The following is a 21,392-nucleotide window of genomic DNA, read 5'->3' on the forward strand; positions in this document are numbered from 1 at the left end:
ATAGCAATACAGAGAAATATGCATAACCTCCCTAATTATCTATTAATGTATAAAAAGCCTACTTTCCGTTTTTGTTCTCCCGTTTCTAGCACATATTCGAGCACATAGTAATAGGTCCCTACTGGTAGTTGGTCTCCTCCTTTAATTGTAGTTCTTCCATTTGAGATTCCTTCAAAGAAATTGCCATCTCTTCCGTACCCTTCAGCTTCATAAACTATAATACCCCATCTATTAAAAATTTCCAGTTTGTTTTCTAGCTGCTCAATTCCATTAATCACTAATACATCATTCACACCATCACCATTTGGAGAAAATCCTGTATATATAGTAACATCTTCATCAAATCCAATCGAAGTAATGGTAACATCTTCAAAATCTCCATCTCCATCTATATCTATATTGGTATTGTTCAAAGGGTCATCTGAAACATCTACCACCTCTTGTCCGCTGGGTGTAATTCCGGCAACAGTTGCCTGATTAGAAACATTTCCGGCTAAAACATCTTCTTCAGTCAATACGTATATTGCGCTAAAACTGTTTACATCAATTTCGCCTGCTGCTAAATCCACTGGTCCTCCCACCACTGTTATACCTGCTAACTCATCCATTAGAAGAATATCATTTACATCGACATTTCCATTATTTTCAACTGTAAAAGCATAGTGTATTTCATCTCCTGCATTCAATGTATTGTCTCCATTACTATCAATATAACTACCCGTTTTTGTGAGTGATAAATTTGCATTGGAACTATTGGTAACTGTAATACTAACTACAGCATCATCGCATACAATAGGTGCGATTGTGTTACATAAAGTATAGGTAATATTATATTCTCCGGAAGGCGTTCCTGGTAATACTAATATCTCTCCAGTTAATGGATCCAAACTTACACCATCTGAAGGATCAGGGTCCACAATGTTGGTAATAGACACATTGACTCCGAGCATAGCTCCATTATTATTTAAAAGGTCGTTGCTATCCACAACGTTTATAGAATTCCCTCCTAAATCTCCATCTATGAGTACTTCATCATCATTAGCTATAATTTCTGCCGAAATAATAACATCAAAACTACAAATAGCAGTATTCCCTGCTCCATCCGTTACTTCAAATGTATTCGTAGTTACTCCAACAGGAAAAGCTGATCCAGATGGCAACCCGCTTACTTGAGTTGTAGATACTCCTGAACAATTATCCGTTCCTACCGGAGGAGAAAAGTTAACGACTGCAGATGATGACCCCATATCTACTTGCTGAGTAATATCTGAAGGACAAGCAATAGCCGGGTCGATGGTATCGTTAATGGTAATCGTTTGAGTTACATTGATGCTGTTTCCTGCTGCATCTGTCACACTATAAGTTCTGGTGATCACTTCCGGATTGCTGTTGCCATCACTAACATCATTTACAAATGCCACGGTTGGTGTACCACAATTATCTGCTTCATCAGTAATGACGGTAATATCCGGTGCGGGTGCAGCACATTGTTCTGTAATCGGCGCTGGATTACTCGCTGTAGGATCTGTCGTATCATTAATGGTAATCGTTTGAGTGACATTGATACTATTCCCTGCAGCATCCGTCACACTATAAGTTCGAGTAATTATTCCAACACTGGTATTTACATCACTTACAAAAGCCACAGTAGGCGTACCACAATTGTCCGCTTCATCAGTAACGACAGTGATATCTGGTGTAGGTGCAGCACATTGGGCACTGATCGGTGCTGGATTACTCGCCGTTGGATCGGTAGTATCATTAATCGTGATCGTTTGAGTGACATTAATGCTGTTTCCTGCAGCATCCGTCACACTATAAGTTCTGGTGATCATTTCGGGATTGCTGTTCCCATCACTTACATCACTGACAAATGCCACCGTAGGTGTACCACAGTTGTCTGCTTCATCGGTAACCACAGTAATATCTGGCGTAGGTGCAGCACATTGTGTTGTGATCGGTGCAGGGTTACTTGCTGTAGGATCGGTAGTATCGTTAATGGTAATTGTCTGCGTCACGTTAATACTGTTTCCTGCGGCATCCGTCACACTATAGGTTCTAGTGATCACTTCTGGATTACTGTTCCCATCACTGACATCACTTACAAATGCCACAGTAGGTGTACCACAGTTGTCCGCTTCATCCGTAACGACGGTAATATCCGGCGTAGGTGCAGCACATTGTGCACTGATCGGTGATGGGTTGCTTGCTGTTGGATCGGTTGTATCGTTAATGGTGATCGTCTGCGTCACATTGATGCTATTCCCAGCGGCATCAGTAACACTATAGGTTCTGGTGATCACTTCGGGATTGCTATTGCCATCACTCACATCACTAACAAAAGCCACCGTTGGTGTACCACAGTTATCTGCTTCATCGGTAACGACGGTAATATCTGGTGTAGGTGCAGCACATTGGGCACTGATCGGTGATGGATTACTTGCTGTTGGATCGGTAGTATCATTAATGGTGATCGTTTGAGTCACATTGATGCTGTTGCCTGCGGCATCAGTAACACTATAGGTTCTAGTGATCACTTCGGGATTGCTGTTGCCATCACTAACATCACTAACAAAAGCCACAGTAGGTGTACCACAGTTATCCGCTTCATCAGTAACGACGGTAATATCTGGCGTAGGTGCAGCACATTGGGCACTGATCGGTGCTGGATTACTCGCTGTTGGATCTGTTGTATCGTTAATGGTGATCGTCTGCGTCACATTGATGCTGTTACCTGCAGCGTCCGTCACACTATAGGTTCTAGTAATTACTTCCGGGTTGCTGTTGCCATCACTAACATCGCTTACAAATGCCACCGTAGGAGTTCCACAGTTATCTGCCTCGTCAGTAACGACCGTAATATCCGGTGTAGGTGCAGCACATTGTGCACTGATCGGTGATGGATTACTCGCTGTTGGATCTGTCGTATCGTTAATGGTGATCGTCTGAGTCACATTGATGCTATTGCCAGCGGCATCGGTCACACTATAGGTTCTAGTGATGACTTCTGGATTGCTGTTGCCATCACTGACATCGCTTACAAATGCCACCGTAGGTGTACCACAATTATCCGCTTCATCAGTTACGACGGTAATATCCGGTGTAGGTGCAGCACATTGAGCACTGATCGGTGCTGGATTGCTCGCCGTTGGATCTGTAGTATCGTTGATCGTGATTGTCTGAGTCACATTGATGCTGTTGCCTGCGGCATCAGTAACACTATAGGTTCTAGTGATCACTTCTGGATTGCTGTTCCCATCACTGACATCGCTTACAAAAGCCACCGTAGGTGTACCACAATTATCCGCTTCATCAGTAACCACAGTAATATCCGGCGTAGGTGCAGCACATTGGGCTGTGATTGGTGCTGGATTGCTCGCCGTTGGATCGGTAGTATCGTTAATCGTAATCGTCTGAGTCACATTGATGCTATTCCCTGCAGCATCCGTAACACTATAGGTTCTAGTGATCACTTCTGGATTGCTGTTGCCATCACTAACATCACTAACAAAAGCCACAGTAGGAGTTCCACAATTATCCGCTTCATCAGTAACGACGGTAATATCCGGTGTAGGTGCAGCACATTGGGCTGTGATTGGTGCTGGATTGCTCGCCGTTGGATCGGTAGTATCGTTAATCGTAATCGTCTGAGTCACATTGATGCTATTCCCTGCAGCATCCGTCACACTATAAGTTCTAGTGATCACTTCGGGATTGCTGTTACCATCACTGACATCGCTTACAAAAGCCACAGTAGGTGTACCACAATTATCCGCTTCATCAGTAACTACAGTAACATCTGGCGTGGGTGCAGCACATTGTGCACTGATCGGTGCTGGATTACTCGCTGTTGGATCTGTCGTATCGTTAATCGTAATCGTCTGAGTCACATTAATACTGTTTCCAGCGGCATCCGTAACACTATAGGTTCTAGTGATCACTTCGGGATTGCTGTTCCCATCACTGACATCACTTACAAAAGCAACGGTTGGTGTACCACAATTATCCGCTTCATCCGTTACGACGGTGATATCTGGTGTAGGTGCAGCACATTGTGCTGTAATAGGCGCTGGGTTACTTGCTGTTGGATCGGTAGTATCGTTAATCGTAATCGTCTGAGTCACATTGATGCTGTTCCCTGCAGCATCCGTCACACTATAAGTTCTGGTGATCACTTCTGGGTTGCTATTGCCATCACTTACGTCACTTACAAAAGCAACTGTTGGAGTACCACAGTTATCCGCTTCATCAGTAACGACCGTAATATCTGGTGTAGGTGCAGCACATTGTGCACTGATCGGTGCTGGATTACTCGCTGTTGGATCGGTAGTATCGTTAATGGTGATCGTCTGCGTCACATTGATGCTATTCCCAGCGGCATCAGTAACACTATAGGTTCTGGTGATCACTTCGGGATTGCTGTTGCCATCACTTACGTCACTTACAAAAGCAACTGTTGGAGTACCACAGTTATCCGCTTCATCAGTAACGACCGTAATATCTGGTGTAGGTGCAGCACATTGTGCACTGATCGGTGCTGGATTACTCGCTGTTGGATCGGTAGTATCGTTAATGGTGATCGTCTGCGTCACATTGATGCTATTCCCAGCGGCATCAGTAACACTATAGGTTCTGGTGATCACTTCGGGATTGCTGTTGCCATCACTGACATCGCTTACAAAAGCCACCGTAGGTGTACCACAATTATCCGCTTCATCAGTAACCACAGTAATATCCGGCGTGGGTGCAGCACATTGTGCTGTAATCGGTGCTGGGTTACTTGCCGTTGGATCTGTCGTATCGTTAATGGTAATCGTCTGAGTTACATTAATGCTGTTTCCTGCAGCATCCGTAACACTATAAGTTCTGGTGATCACTTCGGGATTGCTGTTGCCATCACTTACGTCACTTACAAAAGCAACTGTTGGAGTACCACAATTGTCCGCTTCATCAGTAACTACGGTAATATCCGGTGTTGGTGCAGCACATTGTGCACTGATCGGTGCTGGGTTACTTGCTGTTGGATCTGTTGTATCATTAATGGTGATTGTCTGCGTCACATTGATGCTGTTGCCTGCGGCATCCGTCACACTATAAGTTCTGGTGATCACTTCGGGATTGCTATTTCCATCGCTGACATCACTAACAAAAGCCACCGTAGGAGTTCCACAGTTATCTGCCTCGTCTGTTACGACGGTAATATCCGGTGTTGGTGCAGCACATTGTGCACTGATCGGTGCTGGATTACTCGCTGTTGGATCTGTCGTATCGTTAATCGTAATCGTCTGAGTCACATTAATACTGTTTCCAGCGGCATCCGTAACACTATAGGTTCTAGTGATCACTTCGGGATTGCTGTTACCATCACTGACATCGCTTACAAAAGCAACGGTTGGTGTACCACAATTATCCGCTTCATCAGTAACTACAGTAACATCCGGTGTAGGTGCAGCACATTGTGCTGTAATAGGCGCTGGGTTACTTGCTGTTGGATCGGTAGTATCGTTAATCGTGATCGTCTGAGTCACATTGATGCTATTCCCAGCGGCATCCGTCACACTATAGGTTCTGGTGATGACTTCGGGATTGCTGTTCCCATCACTGACATCGCTTACAAAAGCCACCGTAGGCGTACCACAGTTATCTGCCTCATCTGTTACGACGGTGATATCTGGTGTAGGTGCGGCACATTGTGCTGTGATCGGTGATGGATTACTTGCCGTTGGATCGGTAGTATCATTAATCGTGATCGTCTGAGTCACATTGATGCTATTCCCAGCGGCATCCGTAACACTATAGGTTCTAGTGATGACTTCCGGGTTGCTGTTGCCATCACTTACATCGCTTACAAATGCCACCGTAGGCGTACCACAATTATCCGCTTCATCAGTAACGACGGTAATATCCGGTGTTGGTGCAGCACATTGTGCTGTAATAGGCGCTGGGTTACTTGCTGTTGGATCGGTAGTATCGTTAATCGTAATCGTCTGAGTCACATTGATGCTGTTCCCTGCAGCATCCGTCACACTATAAGTTCTGGTGATCACTTCTGGGTTGCTATTGCCATCACTTACGTCACTTACAAAAGCAACTGTTGGAGTACCACAGTTATCCGCTTCATCAGTAACGACCGTAATATCTGGTGTAGGTGCAGCACATTGTGCACTGATCGGTGCTGGATTACTCGCTGTTGGATCGGTAGTATCGTTAATGGTGATCGTCTGCGTCACATTGATGCTATTCCCAGCGGCATCAGTAACACTATAGGTTCTGGTGATCACTTCGGGATTGCTGTTGCCATCACTGACATCGCTTACAAAAGCCACCGTAGGTGTACCACAATTATCCGCTTCATCAGTAACCACAGTAATATCCGGCGTGGGTGCAGCACATTGTGCTGTAATCGGTGCTGGGTTACTTGCCGTTGGATCTGTCGTATCGTTAATGGTAATCGTCTGAGTTACATTAATGCTGTTTCCTGCAGCATCCGTAACACTATAAGTTCTGGTGATCACTTCGGGATTGCTGTTGCCATCACTTACGTCACTTACAAAAGCAACTGTTGGAGTACCACAATTGTCCGCTTCATCAGTAACTACGGTAATATCCGGTGTTGGTGCAGCACATTGTGCACTGATCGGTGCTGGGTTACTTGCTGTTGGATCTGTTGTATCATTAATGGTGATTGTCTGCGTCACATTGATGCTGTTGCCTGCGGCATCCGTCACACTATAAGTTCTGGTGATCACTTCGGGATTGCTATTTCCATCGCTGACATCACTAACAAAAGCCACCGTAGGAGTTCCACAGTTATCTGCCTCGTCTGTTACGACGGTAATATCCGGTGTTGGTGCAGCACATTGTGCACTGATCGGTGCTGGATTACTCGCTGTTGGATCTGTCGTATCGTTAATCGTAATCGTCTGAGTCACATTAATACTGTTTCCAGCGGCATCCGTAACACTATAGGTTCTAGTGATCACTTCGGGATTGCTGTTACCATCACTGACATCGCTTACAAAAGCAACGGTTGGTGTACCACAATTATCCGCTTCATCAGTAACTACAGTAACATCCGGTGTAGGTGCAGCACATTGTGCTGTAATAGGCGCTGGGTTACTTGCTGTTGGATCGGTAGTATCGTTAATCGTGATTGTCTGCGTCACATTGATGCTATTCCCTGCAGCATCCGTCACACTATAAGTTCTGGTGATCACTTCGGGATTGCTATTTCCATCGCTGACATCGCTAACAAAAGCCACCGTAGGTGTACCACAATTGTCCGCTTCATCTGTAACCACAGTAATATCCGGTGTAGGTGCAGCACATTGGGCACTGATTGGTGCTGGATTGCTCGCCGTTGGATCAGTAGTATCATTAATCGTGATTGTCTGCGTCACATTGATGCTGTTTCCTGCAGCATCCGTCACACTATAAGTTCTGGTGATGACTTCTGGGTTGCTATTCCCATCACTGACATCACTTACAAATGCCACAGTAGGCGTACCACAGTTGTCTGCTTCATCGGTAACTACAGTAATATCTGGTGTTGGTGCAGCACATTGTGCTGTAATAGGCGCTGGGTTACTTGCTGTTGGATCGGTAGTATCGTTAATGGTGATTGTCTGAGTCACATTGATGCTATTGCCAGCAGCATCGGTAACACTATAGGTTCTAGTGATCACTTCGGGATTGCTGTTGCCATCACTGACATCGCTTACAAAAGCCACCGTAGGTGTACCACAATTATCTGCCTCATCTGTTACGACGGTGATATCTGGTGTAGGTGCGGCACATTGTGCTGTGATCGGTGATGGATTACTTGCCGTTGGATCGGTAGTATCATTAATCGTGATCGTCTGAGTCACATTGATGCTATTCCCAGCGGCATCCGTAACACTATAGGTTCTAGTGATGACTTCCGGGTTGCTGTTGCCATCACTTACATCGCTTACAAATGCCACCGTAGGCGTACCACAATTGTCCGCTTCATCAGTAACGACGGTAATATCCGGTGTAGGTGCAGCACATTGTGCTGTGATCGGTGATGGATTACTTGCTGTTGGATCGGTAGTATCGTTAATCGTGATCGTCTGAGTCACATTGATGCTATTCCCAGCGGCATCCGTCACACTATAGGTTCTGGTGATGACTTCGGGATTGCTGTTCCCATCACTGACATCGCTTACAAAAGCCACCGTAGGCGTACCACAGTTATCTGCCTCATCTGTTACGACGGTGATATCTGGTGTAGGTGCGGCACATTGTGCTGTGATCGGTGATGGATTACTTGCCGTTGGATCGGTAGTATCATTAATCGTGATCGTCTGAGTCACATTGATGCTATTCCCAGCGGCATCCGTAACACTATAGGTTCTAGTGATGACTTCCGGGTTGCTGTTGCCATCACTTACATCGCTTACAAATGCCACCGTAGGCGTACCACAATTATCCGCTTCATCAGTAACGACGGTAATATCCGGTGTTGGTGCAGCACATTGTGCTGTGATCGGTGATGGATTACTTGCCGTTGGATCGGTAGTATCGTTAATCGTGATCGTCTGAGTCACATTGATGCTATTCCCAGCGGCATCCGTCACACTATAGGTTCTGGTGATGACTTCTGGGTTGCTATTGCCATCACTTACGTCACTTACAAAAGCAACTGTTGGAGTACCACAGTTATCCGCTTCATCAGTAACGACCGTAATATCTGGTGTAGGTGCAGCACATTGTGCTGTGATCGGTGATGGATTACTTGCCGTTGGATCGGTAGTATCATTAATCGTGATCGTCTGAGTCACATTGATGCTATTCCCAGCGGCATCCGTAACACTATAGGTTCTAGTGATGACTTCCGGGTTGCTGTTGCCATCACTTACATCGCTTACAAATGCCACCGTAGGCGTACCACAATTATCCGCTTCATCAGTAACGACGGTAATATCCGGTGTTGGTGCAGCACATTGTGCTGTGATCGGTGATGGATTACTTGCCGTTGGATCGGTAGTATCGTTAATCGTGATCGTCTGAGTCACATTGATGCTATTCCCAGCGGCATCCGTCACACTATAGGTTCTGGTGATGACTTCGGGATTGCTGTTGCCATCACTGACATCGCTTACAAAAGCCACCGTAGGTGTACCACAATTATCTGCCTCGTCTGTTACGACGGTGATATCTGGTGTAGGTGCAGCACATTGTGCACTGATCGGTGATGGATTACTTGCCGTTGGATCGGTAGTATCATTAATCGTGATCGTCTGAGTCACATTGATGCTATTCCCAGCGGCATCCGTAACACTATAGGTTCTGGTGATGACTTCCGGGTTGCTGTTCCCATCACTTACGTCACTTACAAAAGCAACCGTTGGCGTACCACAGTTATCCGCTTCATCAGTAACGACAGTAACATCCGGTGTTGGTGCGGCACATTGGGCACTGATCGGTGATGGATTACTTGCCGTTGGATCGGTAGTATCATTAATCGTGATTGTCTGAGTCACATTGATGCTATTCCCAGCGGCATCCGTAACACTATAGGTTCTGGTGATGACTTCCGGGTTGCTGTTCCCATCACTGACATCACTTACAAAAGCAACCGTTGGCGTACCACAGTTATCTGCCTCATCTGTTACGACGGTGATATCTGGTGTAGGTGCGGCACATTGTGCTGTGATCGGTGATGGATTACTTGCCGTTGGATCGGTAGTATCATTAATCGTGATCGTCTGAGTCACATTGATGCTATTCCCAGCGGCATCCGTAACACTATAGGTTCTAGTGATGACTTCCGGGTTGCTGTTGCCATCACTTACATCGCTTACAAATGCCACCGTAGGCGTACCACAATTGTCCGCTTCATCAGTAACGACGGTAATATCCGGTGTAGGTGCAGCACATTGTGCTGTGATCGGTGATGGATTACTTGCTGTTGGATCGGTAGTATCGTTAATCGTGATCGTCTGAGTCACATTGATGCTATTCCCAGCGGCATCCGTCACACTATAGGTTCTGGTGATGACTTCGGGATTGCTGTTCCCATCACTGACATCGCTTACAAAAGCCACCGTAGGCGTACCACAGTTATCTGCCTCATCTGTTACGACGGTGATATCTGGTGTAGGTGCGGCACATTGTGCTGTGATCGGTGATGGATTACTTGCCGTTGGATCGGTAGTATCATTAATCGTGATCGTCTGAGTCACATTGATGCTATTCCCAGCGGCATCCGTAACACTATAGGTTCTAGTGATGACTTCCGGGTTGCTGTTCCCATCACTGACATCACTTACAAAAGCAACCGTTGGCGTACCACAGTTATCTGCCTCATCTGTTACGACGGTGATATCTGGTGTAGGTGCGGCACATTGTGCTGTGATCGGTGATGGATTACTTGCCGTTGGATCGGTAGTATCATTAATCGTGATCGTCTGAGTCACATTGATGCTATTCCCAGCGGCATCCGTAACACTATAGGTTCTAGTGATGACTTCCGGGTTGCTGTTGCCATCACTTACATCGCTTACAAATGCCACCGTAGGCGTACCACAATTGTCCGCTTCATCAGTAACGACGGTAATATCCGGTGTAGGTGCAGCACATTGTGCTGTGATCGGTGATGGATTACTTGCTGTTGGATCGGTAGTATCGTTAATCGTGATCGTCTGAGTCACATTGATGCTATTCCCAGCGGCATCCGTCACACTATAGGTTCTGGTGATGACTTCGGGATTGCTGTTCCCATCACTGACATCGCTTACAAAAGCCACCGTAGGCGTACCACAGTTATCTGCCTCATCTGTTACGACGGTGATATCTGGTGTAGGTGCGGCACATTGTGCTGTGATCGGTGATGGATTACTTGCCGTTGGATCGGTAGTATCATTAATCGTGATCGTCTGAGTCACATTGATGCTATTCCCAGCGGCATCCGTAACACTATAGGTTCTAGTGATGACTTCCGGGTTGCTGTTGCCATCACTGACATCGCTTACAAATGCCACCGTAGGCGTACCACAATTATCCGCTTCATCAGTAACGACGGTAATATCCGGTGTTGGTGCAGCACATTGTGCTGTGATCGGTGATGGATTACTTGCCGTTGGATCGGTAGTATCGTTAATCGTGATCGTCTGAGTCACATTGATGCTATTCCCAGCGGCATCCGTAACACTATAGGTTCTGGTGATGACTTCTGGGTTGCTATTGCCATCACTTACGTCACTTACAAAAGCAACTGTTGGAGTACCACAGTTATCCGCTTCATCAGTAACGACCGTAATATCTGGTGTAGGTGCAGCACATTGTGCTGTGATCGGTGATGGATTACTTGCCGTTGGATCGGTAGTATCATTAATCGTGATCGTCTGAGTCACATTGATGCTATTCCCAGCGGCATCCGTAACACTATAGGTTCTAGTGATGACTTCCGGGTTGCTGTTGCCATCACTTACATCGCTTACAAATGCCACCGTAGGCGTACCACAATTATCCGCTTCATCAGTAACGACGGTAATATCCGGTGTTGGTGCAGCACATTGTGCTGTGATCGGTGATGGATTACTTGCCGTTGGATCGGTAGTATCGTTAATCGTGATCGTCTGAGTCACATTGATGCTATTCCCAGCGGCATCCGTCACACTATAGGTTCTGGTGATGACTTCGGGATTGCTGTTCCCATCACTGACATCGCTTACAAAAGCCACCGTAGGCGTACCACAGTTATCTGCCTCATCTGTTACGACGGTGATATCTGGTGTAGGTGCGGCACATTGTGCTGTGATCGGTGATGGATTACTTGCCGTTGGATCGGTAGTATCATTAATCGTGATCGTCTGAGTCACATTGATGCTATTCCCTGCAGCATCCGTAACACTATAGGTTCTAGTGATGACTTCCGGGTTGCTGTTCCCATCACTGACATCACTTACAAAAGCAACCGTTGGCGTACCACAGTTATCTGCCTCATCTGTTACGACGGTGATATCTGGTGTAGGTGCGGCACATTGTGCTGTGATCGGTGATGGATTACTTGCCGTTGGATCGGTAGTATCATTAATCGTGATCGTCTGAGTCACATTGATGCTATTCCCAGCGGCATCCGTAACACTATAGGTTCTAGTGATGACTTCCGGGTTGCTGTTGCCATCACTTACATCGCTTACAAATGCCACCGTAGGCGTACCACAATTGTCCGCTTCATCAGTAACGACGGTAATATCCGGTGTAGGTGCAGCACATTGTGCTGTGATCGGTGATGGATTACTTGCTGTTGGATCGGTAGTATCGTTAATCGTGATCGTCTGAGTCACATTGATGCTATTCCCAGCGGCATCCGTCACACTATAGGTTCTGGTGATGACTTCGGGATTGCTGTTCCCATCACTGACATCGCTTACAAAAGCCACCGTAGGCGTACCACAGTTATCTGCCTCATCTGTTACGACGGTGATATCTGGTGTAGGTGCGGCACATTGTGCTGTGATCGGTGATGGATTACTTGCCGTTGGATCGGTAGTATCATTAATCGTGATTGTCTGCGTCACATTGATGCTATTCCCAGCGGCATCCGTAACACTATAGGTTCTAGTGATGACTTCCGGGTTGCTGTTGCCATCACTGACATCGCTTACAAATGCCACCGTAGGCGTACCACAATTATCCGCTTCATCAGTAACGACGGTAATATCCGGTGTTGGTGCAGCACATTGTGCTGTGATCGGTGATGGATTACTTGCCGTTGGATCGGTAGTATCGTTAATCGTGATCGTCTGAGTCACATTGATGCTATTCCCAGCGGCATCCGTAACACTATAGGTTCTGGTGATGACTTCTGGGTTGCTATTGCCATCACTTACGTCACTTACAAAAGCAACTGTTGGAGTACCACAGTTATCCGCTTCATCAGTAACGACCGTAATATCTGGTGTAGGTGCAGCACATTGTGCTGTGATCGGTGATGGATTACTTGCCGTTGGATCGGTAGTATCATTAATCGTGATCGTCTGAGTCACATTGATGCTATTCCCAGCGGCATCCGTAACACTATAGGTTCTAGTGATGACTTCCGGGTTGCTGTTGCCATCACTTACATCGCTTACAAATGCCACCGTAGGCGTACCACAATTATCCGCTTCATCAGTAACGACGGTAATATCCGGTGTTGGTGCAGCACATTGTGCTGTGATCGGTGATGGATTACTTGCCGTTGGATCGGTAGTATCGTTAATCGTGATCGTCTGAGTCACATTGATGCTATTCCCAGCGGCATCCGTCACACTATAGGTTCTGGTGATGACTTCGGGATTGCTGTTCCCATCACTGACATCGCTTACAAAAGCCACCGTAGGTGTACCACAATTATCTGCCTCGTCTGTTACGACGGTGATATCTGGTGTAGGTGCAGCACATTGTGCACTGATCGGTGATGGATTACTTGCCGTTGGATCGGTAGTATCATTAATCGTGATCGTCTGAGTCACATTGATGCTATTCCCAGCGGCATCCGTAACACTATAGGTTCTGGTGATGACTTCCGGGTTGCTGTTCCCATCACTTACGTCACTTACAAAAGCAACCGTTGGCGTACCACAGTTATCCGCTTCATCAGTAACGACAGTAACATCCGGTGTTGGTGCGGCACATTGGGCACTGATCGGTGATGGATTACTTGCCGTTGGATCGGTAGTATCATTAATCGTGATTGTCTGAGTCACATTGATGCTATTCCCAGCGGCATCCGTAACACTATAGGTTCTGGTGATGACTTCCGGGTTGCTGTTCCCATCACTGACATCACTTACAAAAGCAACCGTTGGCGTACCACAGTTATCTGCCTCATCTGTTACGACGGTGATATCTGGTGTAGGTGCGGCACATTGTGCTGTGATCGGTGATGGATTGCTCGCTGTTGGATCTGTAACATCTTCAACAGTAAGTTCCACCTCATTTGAGGTTGCTACAGTACACAAATATGTAGAACTGGAAGCAATAAGGCGATAACGGTTTCCATCAGCTGCAACTGGAGCATTCGTTATGGTTAATGTTGTGGTCGTAACCGTACTATGAATCCCTGAATTAGTTAAATCATCCCAAGTTGATCCATTAAATAACTGCCATTGATATGTATCCGCATTAGCTGCAACAACACTAAATGTTGTATTGGTATTAGGACATATAGCTGAGTTGGTAGGTTGAGTAGTTATTGACGGAGCAGTTCCTGGAGTGACCACATCTGAATTTGTCCCAGTATATCCATCACTTCCAGAGGTAACAACTCCATTACTATCTACTGTCAAACCTGAACCAAAAGTCCCATTTCCTAAGAATCCATTATTATCATTATCGGTAAACCCTGCTTCAATTACATCATTACAGCCATCATTATCACTATCCAGTTCTAAGAAGTTATCATCATTATCTGTATCACTGTCGGTCAATGTATAGTTAATTGTTCCGCTATTTTCATTTCCCACGCCCTGAACCGCATCAGGAATACCATCAGTTCCAACAGCTCCCGAAACCACACCATTTACTTGTGTTTGGTTATGCCCAGCTTCAACGGCATCATAAATTCCATCGTTATCGCTATCCAAATCCAAATGGTTAGGAACTCCATCTTGATCTCGGTCAAAAACAGTATCTAAATCATCACATATTCCGTCGGTATTTCCATCGGTACAGGTAGGAGCTCCACCGCTCCCATTGTTATCAGCATCTTCAAAATTTAAGATCCCATCATTATCTGCATCTGCCGAAGGGTCGACTCCTATGTCGTTTTCTAATGTATCGGTTATCCCGTCATTATCATCATCCAGGTCTACTTCGTCAGGGATATCATCTCCATCTGTATCCAGAGTACCTACAATGGTTATGATTAGGTTTGCCGAATCTGTATTTAAGGCTGCATCTCTTAATGTATAAGGTATAGTATCTATTAATGTAGCTCCTGCGGCAAGCCCAATTACTGCAAGATTGTTTTGATCTAACACATAGGTATAAGATCCATCTGAATTTAGAGTAAGAAAACCGTACATTGTAGCTATAGAATTTCCTACATTTAAAGGATTCCCATTAACTGCAAAAATTGATACTACATTATCTCCTTGCCAAAAAATATCGGATACTCCAGCTATTTGCCCTCCAGGATCGGCATCAGTAACATTAGGCCCATAATTATATGAGATTACTAATTGATCTATCGGTGCTTGAAATGCGACATTAATATTTCCCGTTGCATCCTCCTCTACAGCAGTCCCTGTTCCATAAAAAGTATCTGATCCTGCTTCTACAATTCCACCAGTTCTAATAAAATTGTAATTTACTGGTGTTGGCGAGCCACCAGAGAATCCCTGAATTGTAACCTGATCTTGCCAAATTGTACCTTGAGAATAATCAATATCTGTTATTAAAAACCCGACATTAAAAACCTCTTGATCAAAATCTATAATCAGCTGAGTATCTGAGACTGGATTGGTTGCTGGATCTATATTGAATAACAAATACCCGGTATGCCCTCCATTGGTTAAGGTGTTTTGAGAAGTTTGATTAAATGCATTTCCCGCCCCACTTGGATCCAATGAGGTGAAATCTATATTTACTCCGCCTATAGTCCTGGTTTGCCCTCCTACAGCAGCTCCATTTGTAAATTCGTTCTCCCATATAAGTCTTGATAAGGGTCTATCCAACAAATCTTGTCCACTTGATCCATCTCCATCAATTACATTTCCTGTAGCTGTATTTACTACTCCCACACTTACACTATTGTTATCATCTACAGCAACAGGGGGATCATCTACTCCATTAATCGTAATGGTCAGAATCCCGTAATCAAAAGCACCGCTACTATCTTCTACAGTATACGCTATAATATCATCCAGCGATGTGCTGCTTGTCAATCCCGCTACTGCTGGACTACTTGTATCTACCAAGTATGAATATGATCCATCAGATTGTACAGTTATAGAACCATATAGTGTATTATATGTTGTCCCTACAGCAGAAGGAAAAACGTTTATTTCGGATACTGCTAACACATCTCCTCCTGTTGTATTGTCAGTATCATTAGTCAATACATTACCAGTAATAGGAGTCACCGAGTTTGCATTAACACTATTTGCATCATCCACGGCATCAGGAGCTACAACAACATGAATAAGTGTTTGTGATGTTGTAGAACCACCGGTAGTATCATTAAGGGTAAAATCTAATGTTCTCAACCCCTCTGTATATGGAGAATTCAAATCTCCATAGAGAATTATTTCTAAAAAATCTTCTAAAATTGCATTGGGTATTGGTGTATTTGAAGTTTCTGTAATAGTAAAACTAGTTCCTGTTTGAGCGACTTGAATAACCAACCCTCCTGCTCGATTATATGTATTGGTATTACTTGCTGTAAAAAAATAGATATCGAATCCTCCTGCATCTGCAGGAATTGCAAAAAGCTCGTTAGCATCAATATTACCTGTAACAGTTATTGTTGCACTTGATATAGTCCCTGTATCTGAGGTGATTGCTACATTACCTCTTGTAGTTCGAAAAACATTGCCAGTTGTAGGTTCTAAGAAGAATTCGTAATCATCGCCTGGTGTAATTTCATCCAGATCTAATGTAGGAGGATCTAAAGGTGATTTTGTGCTAAATGTGCTTTTGGCAAGACTAAAGGAAGGTAATATTTGTCGTTCTTGATCAACGTTTTTTAAAAACAATTCATTACCGTTAGTGCTAAATAACTGATCTTGGAGATGAAAATTTTCGTAGAGTTCTAAGGTCAAGTTAGTACGATCGTTTTGCGCTACGAAAACAAAAGATTTAAAGAAACAAAGTACTAGTAAGAAGGAAATATTTAAACGATGCATATATTTTGAATTTTGTTCTCAATGTAAAATCCTGTATAGGGGAAAAGATGTTGTCACCGCACTACTAATTATCATTAAAGCACGTTAACAAATTGATCACATGATGTTCTTTATTCTAGTTCTATGGAAGACAGAACATGATATTGATTGAATAACGATATGTTCATACAATAGTAGATTCTTGTAAATGGAATTCCATTTACATCTTTTTAATGAGTAATAAGTTGAAGTAAACATAAAAGACATTTTAGACAATGATTATCAATAGTTATCAACCCAAAACATGTCTCCGACATGATTTGGTAACATTTTGACGTAGCATTTATCTAAAAAATATTCCAGCAGCGATTTATATTTCTAATTGTTAAAGAAGTAATCTATATAGGGGACTAACATAGATCTGTAAAACAATATTTTGTACTGCACGATAATTTTAAACACTTGTAAAAAACAAGATTTCTTTTCTTTCCTAAATTTATGTATAATACTCATTTAATCACAAAACTTAAACCTCAAAATTAATAAGGCAAAACCATACAAAAACCGAAAAAGCTAACAACCAAGCAATTAAACTAGGTTTGTTATCGAAAAGAGTACTATATAAATGATATCATCTTAAGAATTGAGAACATATGCTTTTGGGATTAATCCTAAAAGCACAAAAATTAAAAACCTTTCCTAAATTAGGAAAGGTCTTTCAATTAAATACCAAATATTTTTAAGATCCTGTAATGCATGTACATTGTCCAGTAAAAATGTTTCCTTGAACTGTACCTGGACAAAAATCAAAACAACTGTCCATTACATAATCACCTCCGCGAACATTTTTCTGCGCATTACGATTTAAAGTTTTTACTCCCTCAAGATTCAATAATTCTTTCATGATTTAATTTTTTTAAAATGGTTTATTCTTGAACAGTTAAAGACACTCAAGACATATGTCTAATGGAATTATTAATAATCAAGAATAACGATGGTGAAAATGTGAAATAAGGAGTAAACTATATTTTAAAACTTCCTGGAATATACAGTGCGCTTACCAACGCAAAAACAAAATTTTAAATTACAATCTGAAGTTTATTCTCTATACATGTGATAGCAAACATTCAGATTTTAGGAAAGTTTTATTTCATACTGGTTAACTTCTTTATATCTATCGTTATTCACATTTTTTACTAAAGCCGGCTCGCCAAAACTTTATTTCAGTAAAAAATCATTATTATCAATTTATTAAGTACATCTTTGAAAAAAACAATGCTTAATCTACTAAGATCATTTTATTGTTATTGGTACCAATTTTTCCTTCGTATTTTAAATACTATCTGTACTTTTTCCTTGGAATAAAATTATACATAAAAGACTGATTATAAGCATTTTAAAACATCAAAAAAATTACGGGTAAACCTTAAATTTTTTATAAACAAATATAAATCAGGTGGTTACAACCAAAAATCAACAATAGTCTTATTATAAATAGAGCAAACTTTAACAAAAAAAGTAAGAAAATACTTATATTTCACATATAAAAAACTAAAAAAACGTTATTTATCCTTCAAAAAAATGTTTAAATCGATTTTTTTAAGTGTGAAATTCACGTCCAGCATTTAATAATTAAAGAAAATAATGATTGGATTGTTTCATTTTGTATTGCCGAACAATTTGATAGCTGATATCAATTATTTCTATCCTTTATATCCATCTCAAGGTTTGCTTCAACCTTGTAAAAAAGAAAATGCCAAACCAAGATATATGAATAGCAATATCAAAAAACTAGTTAGCATGATAAAATTTCTATATACATACTTACTACAGTTGGTTTTAAGAATCTTGCTATTAAAACATATTTCAAAAACATCTACAGAGAGAAAAGAATAAGATTTTCGTTTTGTAGCAGATACTATTTCCTTCATAATGGTTGATTTGGTTTGAACTAATAGTTATTCAGACCCTTGCTTGCAGACTCGCCAAAATTATGCAATGAACAAGGTTGTTTTTTAATAATTAAAATTCATTTGTTAATTAGCATGTACTATATACACGATAAGTAGTATTGATTAAAGGATTTGTAAATCAACCCTAAAATTGAGGAAGGAAACAAACATCACCTACAGCATATCCTCCTATATTAATCAAGATCACTTAATCATATAAAACTATAAGATCAAAGTAAACACTAAGATCCTGCATTTGGACGATGTAAAAACAACTATACTAACAGTAATAAACTACTTACTAAAACAAAGGGGTGCTTATATTTTTAACAAGTATGTTGAGGATATATCTACTACTGCAATTAATTGAATATTAGATGACATTTTTTTAACAATATAAATGTATATATAAAACTTCAAACATAGACATTACTAAGCATCAAAATAATTACGGTTATACCATAACAAAACATTTAAGAAACTGATTAACAGACAAAAAAGCAAAAATAAAAGAGGGATATAGTACAAATTATTTATTGTACTATGCTATTCTACGGAAAAACCACATTTACTTAATTCCCTATAGGTGCATTCTGAATTATCAATATTAATACTATCGCTGAGGCTATTTCAAAATGATAAATTCACTTCTTCTGTTGAGTTGATATTGATCTTTGGTACAGTTGCTATCATTGCCGCAGTCATTAACCGGTTGGGTTTCTCCATATCCTTTGCCACTCAAACGATCTGCAGAAATACCTTTACCAATCATATAATCAACCGTAGACTTGGCTCTCTTCTCGGATAAGTACAAGTTGTAATCATCATTACCATGACTATCCGTATGTGAGCGTACCTCTATCTTCATTTGTGGATATTGAGCCATCACCTCGATCACTTTGGCCAATTCTATCTTAGCATCTTCTCTGATGTAAGATTGATCAAAATCAAAATAGATCGGTTTTAAGGATAATACTTTAGCCAGATCATCCCCAACTCCTGCTGATTTGATCTTCTTCTCTAAGGCTAAAGGAACATCAAGGGTTTGTTTGGTATCTGGGGTAGTAACCAGCTTTTCTGTGGTGGTATATTCTTCTTTCTCGGCTCTTACAAAGTATTTGGTACTGCATTCTAACTCATCGGTAGTGTACTTTCCGCCCTCTCCTACTTCTATACTTTCGATCAAGTTGTTGGCACTATCATAAACCGATACCTTTACTCCTGTAAGTGGCTCGTTGGTATCTTTATCTGTCACTAATCCGGCTATAACAATCTTACAAAACTTACGCAGGTCTTCTAACTGTAAAAAACTATAGATATCATCACTACCTATTCCTCCTGCTCGGTTGGAAGAAAAATAACCTCGCTTGGATTCATCATCTACAATAAAAGCGAAATCATCCTTGGGACTATTGACCGGCTTACCGATATTAACCACCAAAGCTTCTTCTTCGGTTTGTGGGTTTAAACGAGTTACAAAAACATCTAACCCTCCTAATCCTAAATGTCCATTTGATGCAAAATAAAGATCATTGTTCTTACTGATGAATGGGAAGGTCTCCTTTCCTTCGGTATTGATCGTATCTCCTAAGTTCTTCGGCTCTCCAAAACTACCATCTCCATTGATGGCAACACTATAGATATCCGACAATCCTTTACCTCCTGGCATATCGGATGAAAAATACAAGGTCTGTTCATCTATACTCAAAGCCGGGTGGGCTGTAGAGTATTCATCACTGTTAAAGGATAAACTCTGTGGAGTAGTCCATCCTCCCTGACTGTTCTTATACGATCGGTAGATCTTTAACTTATTGGTTCCTTTCTTATCCTTACCGTACTTGCGTTTTACGTAGTTGTTTCTGGTAAAATATACTGTACTCCCATCTTTGGTAAAGATCGGGGTAGACTCATGAAACTCTGAATTGATCGTACCGTTAAACTTCTTGATCTCGGATAACTCTCCATTGGTAGGATCATATTCGGCCTGAAACAAATCCAAAAAGGCCTCATTATTCCATTGATGTACTGTCTTTTTAAATATCAGCGTATCTCTGGAGGAAGCAAAAACTACAAAACGATCATAAAAGGCAGTACCAAAATCCGTAAACGAAGAATTGATAGAAGAGTTCTCTATATCAAATCTACCCGATTGAAAATCGATCCTTTCTAAGTAATTAGGTTGATCTCCAAATAGTTTAACCCGATTATCATCATTTGCCAGTTCGGTAAACTTCTTCATGTATACATCGGCCTGATCATATTGCTCAGCAGCTTTTAAGGTCTGAGCATATCGAAAATAATACTCCGCCTCTGCCTCACTACTGTAATCATCAATTAGCTCCTTATACCATTTCTGTGCCTCTGCATATTCACTGTTGAAATAATAACTATTGGCCAACTTCTTTAACAAATCGGCATCCTTGTAGCCTTTCTTTATGATCTTTAGATAGGTCTCTTGGGCATCGATATACTCATATCGATCATATTGACCCTGCGCCTTGGCTAGTTTCTTCTCTTGACCAAAAGAAACCGATAGCATAACTAAGGAAACTAAAACAACTGAAAGTAAATCTCTCTTCATATCAATGGTTAGGTTATAATA

At 42.2% G+C, this 21,392-nt stretch carries 3 protein-coding genes; all 3 read right to left on the reverse strand.

The features are described from left to right. Positions 1-35: 35 nt before the first annotated feature. Entirely contained in the window at positions 36-16,775 is a 16,740-nt protein-coding gene (locus tag AC0L3Q_RS15020; protein WP_473280564.1) for a T9SS type B sorting domain-containing protein, read from the reverse strand. Between the two features lie 802 nt (positions 16,776-17,577). Further along, the gene (locus AC0L3Q_RS15025) at positions 17,578-17,742 is read right to left on the reverse strand and encodes a hypothetical protein (protein ID WP_170864661.1); all 165 of its coding nucleotides are present in this window, start codon (positions 17,740-17,742) and stop codon (positions 17,578-17,580) included. Positions 17,743-19,415: 1,673 nt separating this feature from the next. Next, positions 19,416-21,371 (reverse strand): OmpA family protein, encoded by a 1,956-nt coding sequence (locus tag AC0L3Q_RS15030; protein WP_473280567.1) that lies wholly within the window; start codon positions 21,369-21,371, stop codon positions 19,416-19,418. Between the last annotated feature and the right edge of the window lie 21 nt (positions 21,372-21,392).

This window comes from Aquimarina sp. KJ22-3 (assembly GCF_055808215.1).

What these genes read in the sequence shown, in the direction of transcription:
- AC0L3Q_RS15025 (WP_170864661.1), bottom strand. Translation starts at nt 17,742, where the DNA reads ATGAAAGAATTATTGAATCTTGAGGGAGTAAAAACTTTAAATCGTAAT.
- AC0L3Q_RS15030 (WP_473280567.1), bottom strand. Translation starts at nt 21,371, where the DNA reads ATGAAGAGAGATTTACTTTCAGTTGTTTTAGTTTCCTTAGTTATGCTA.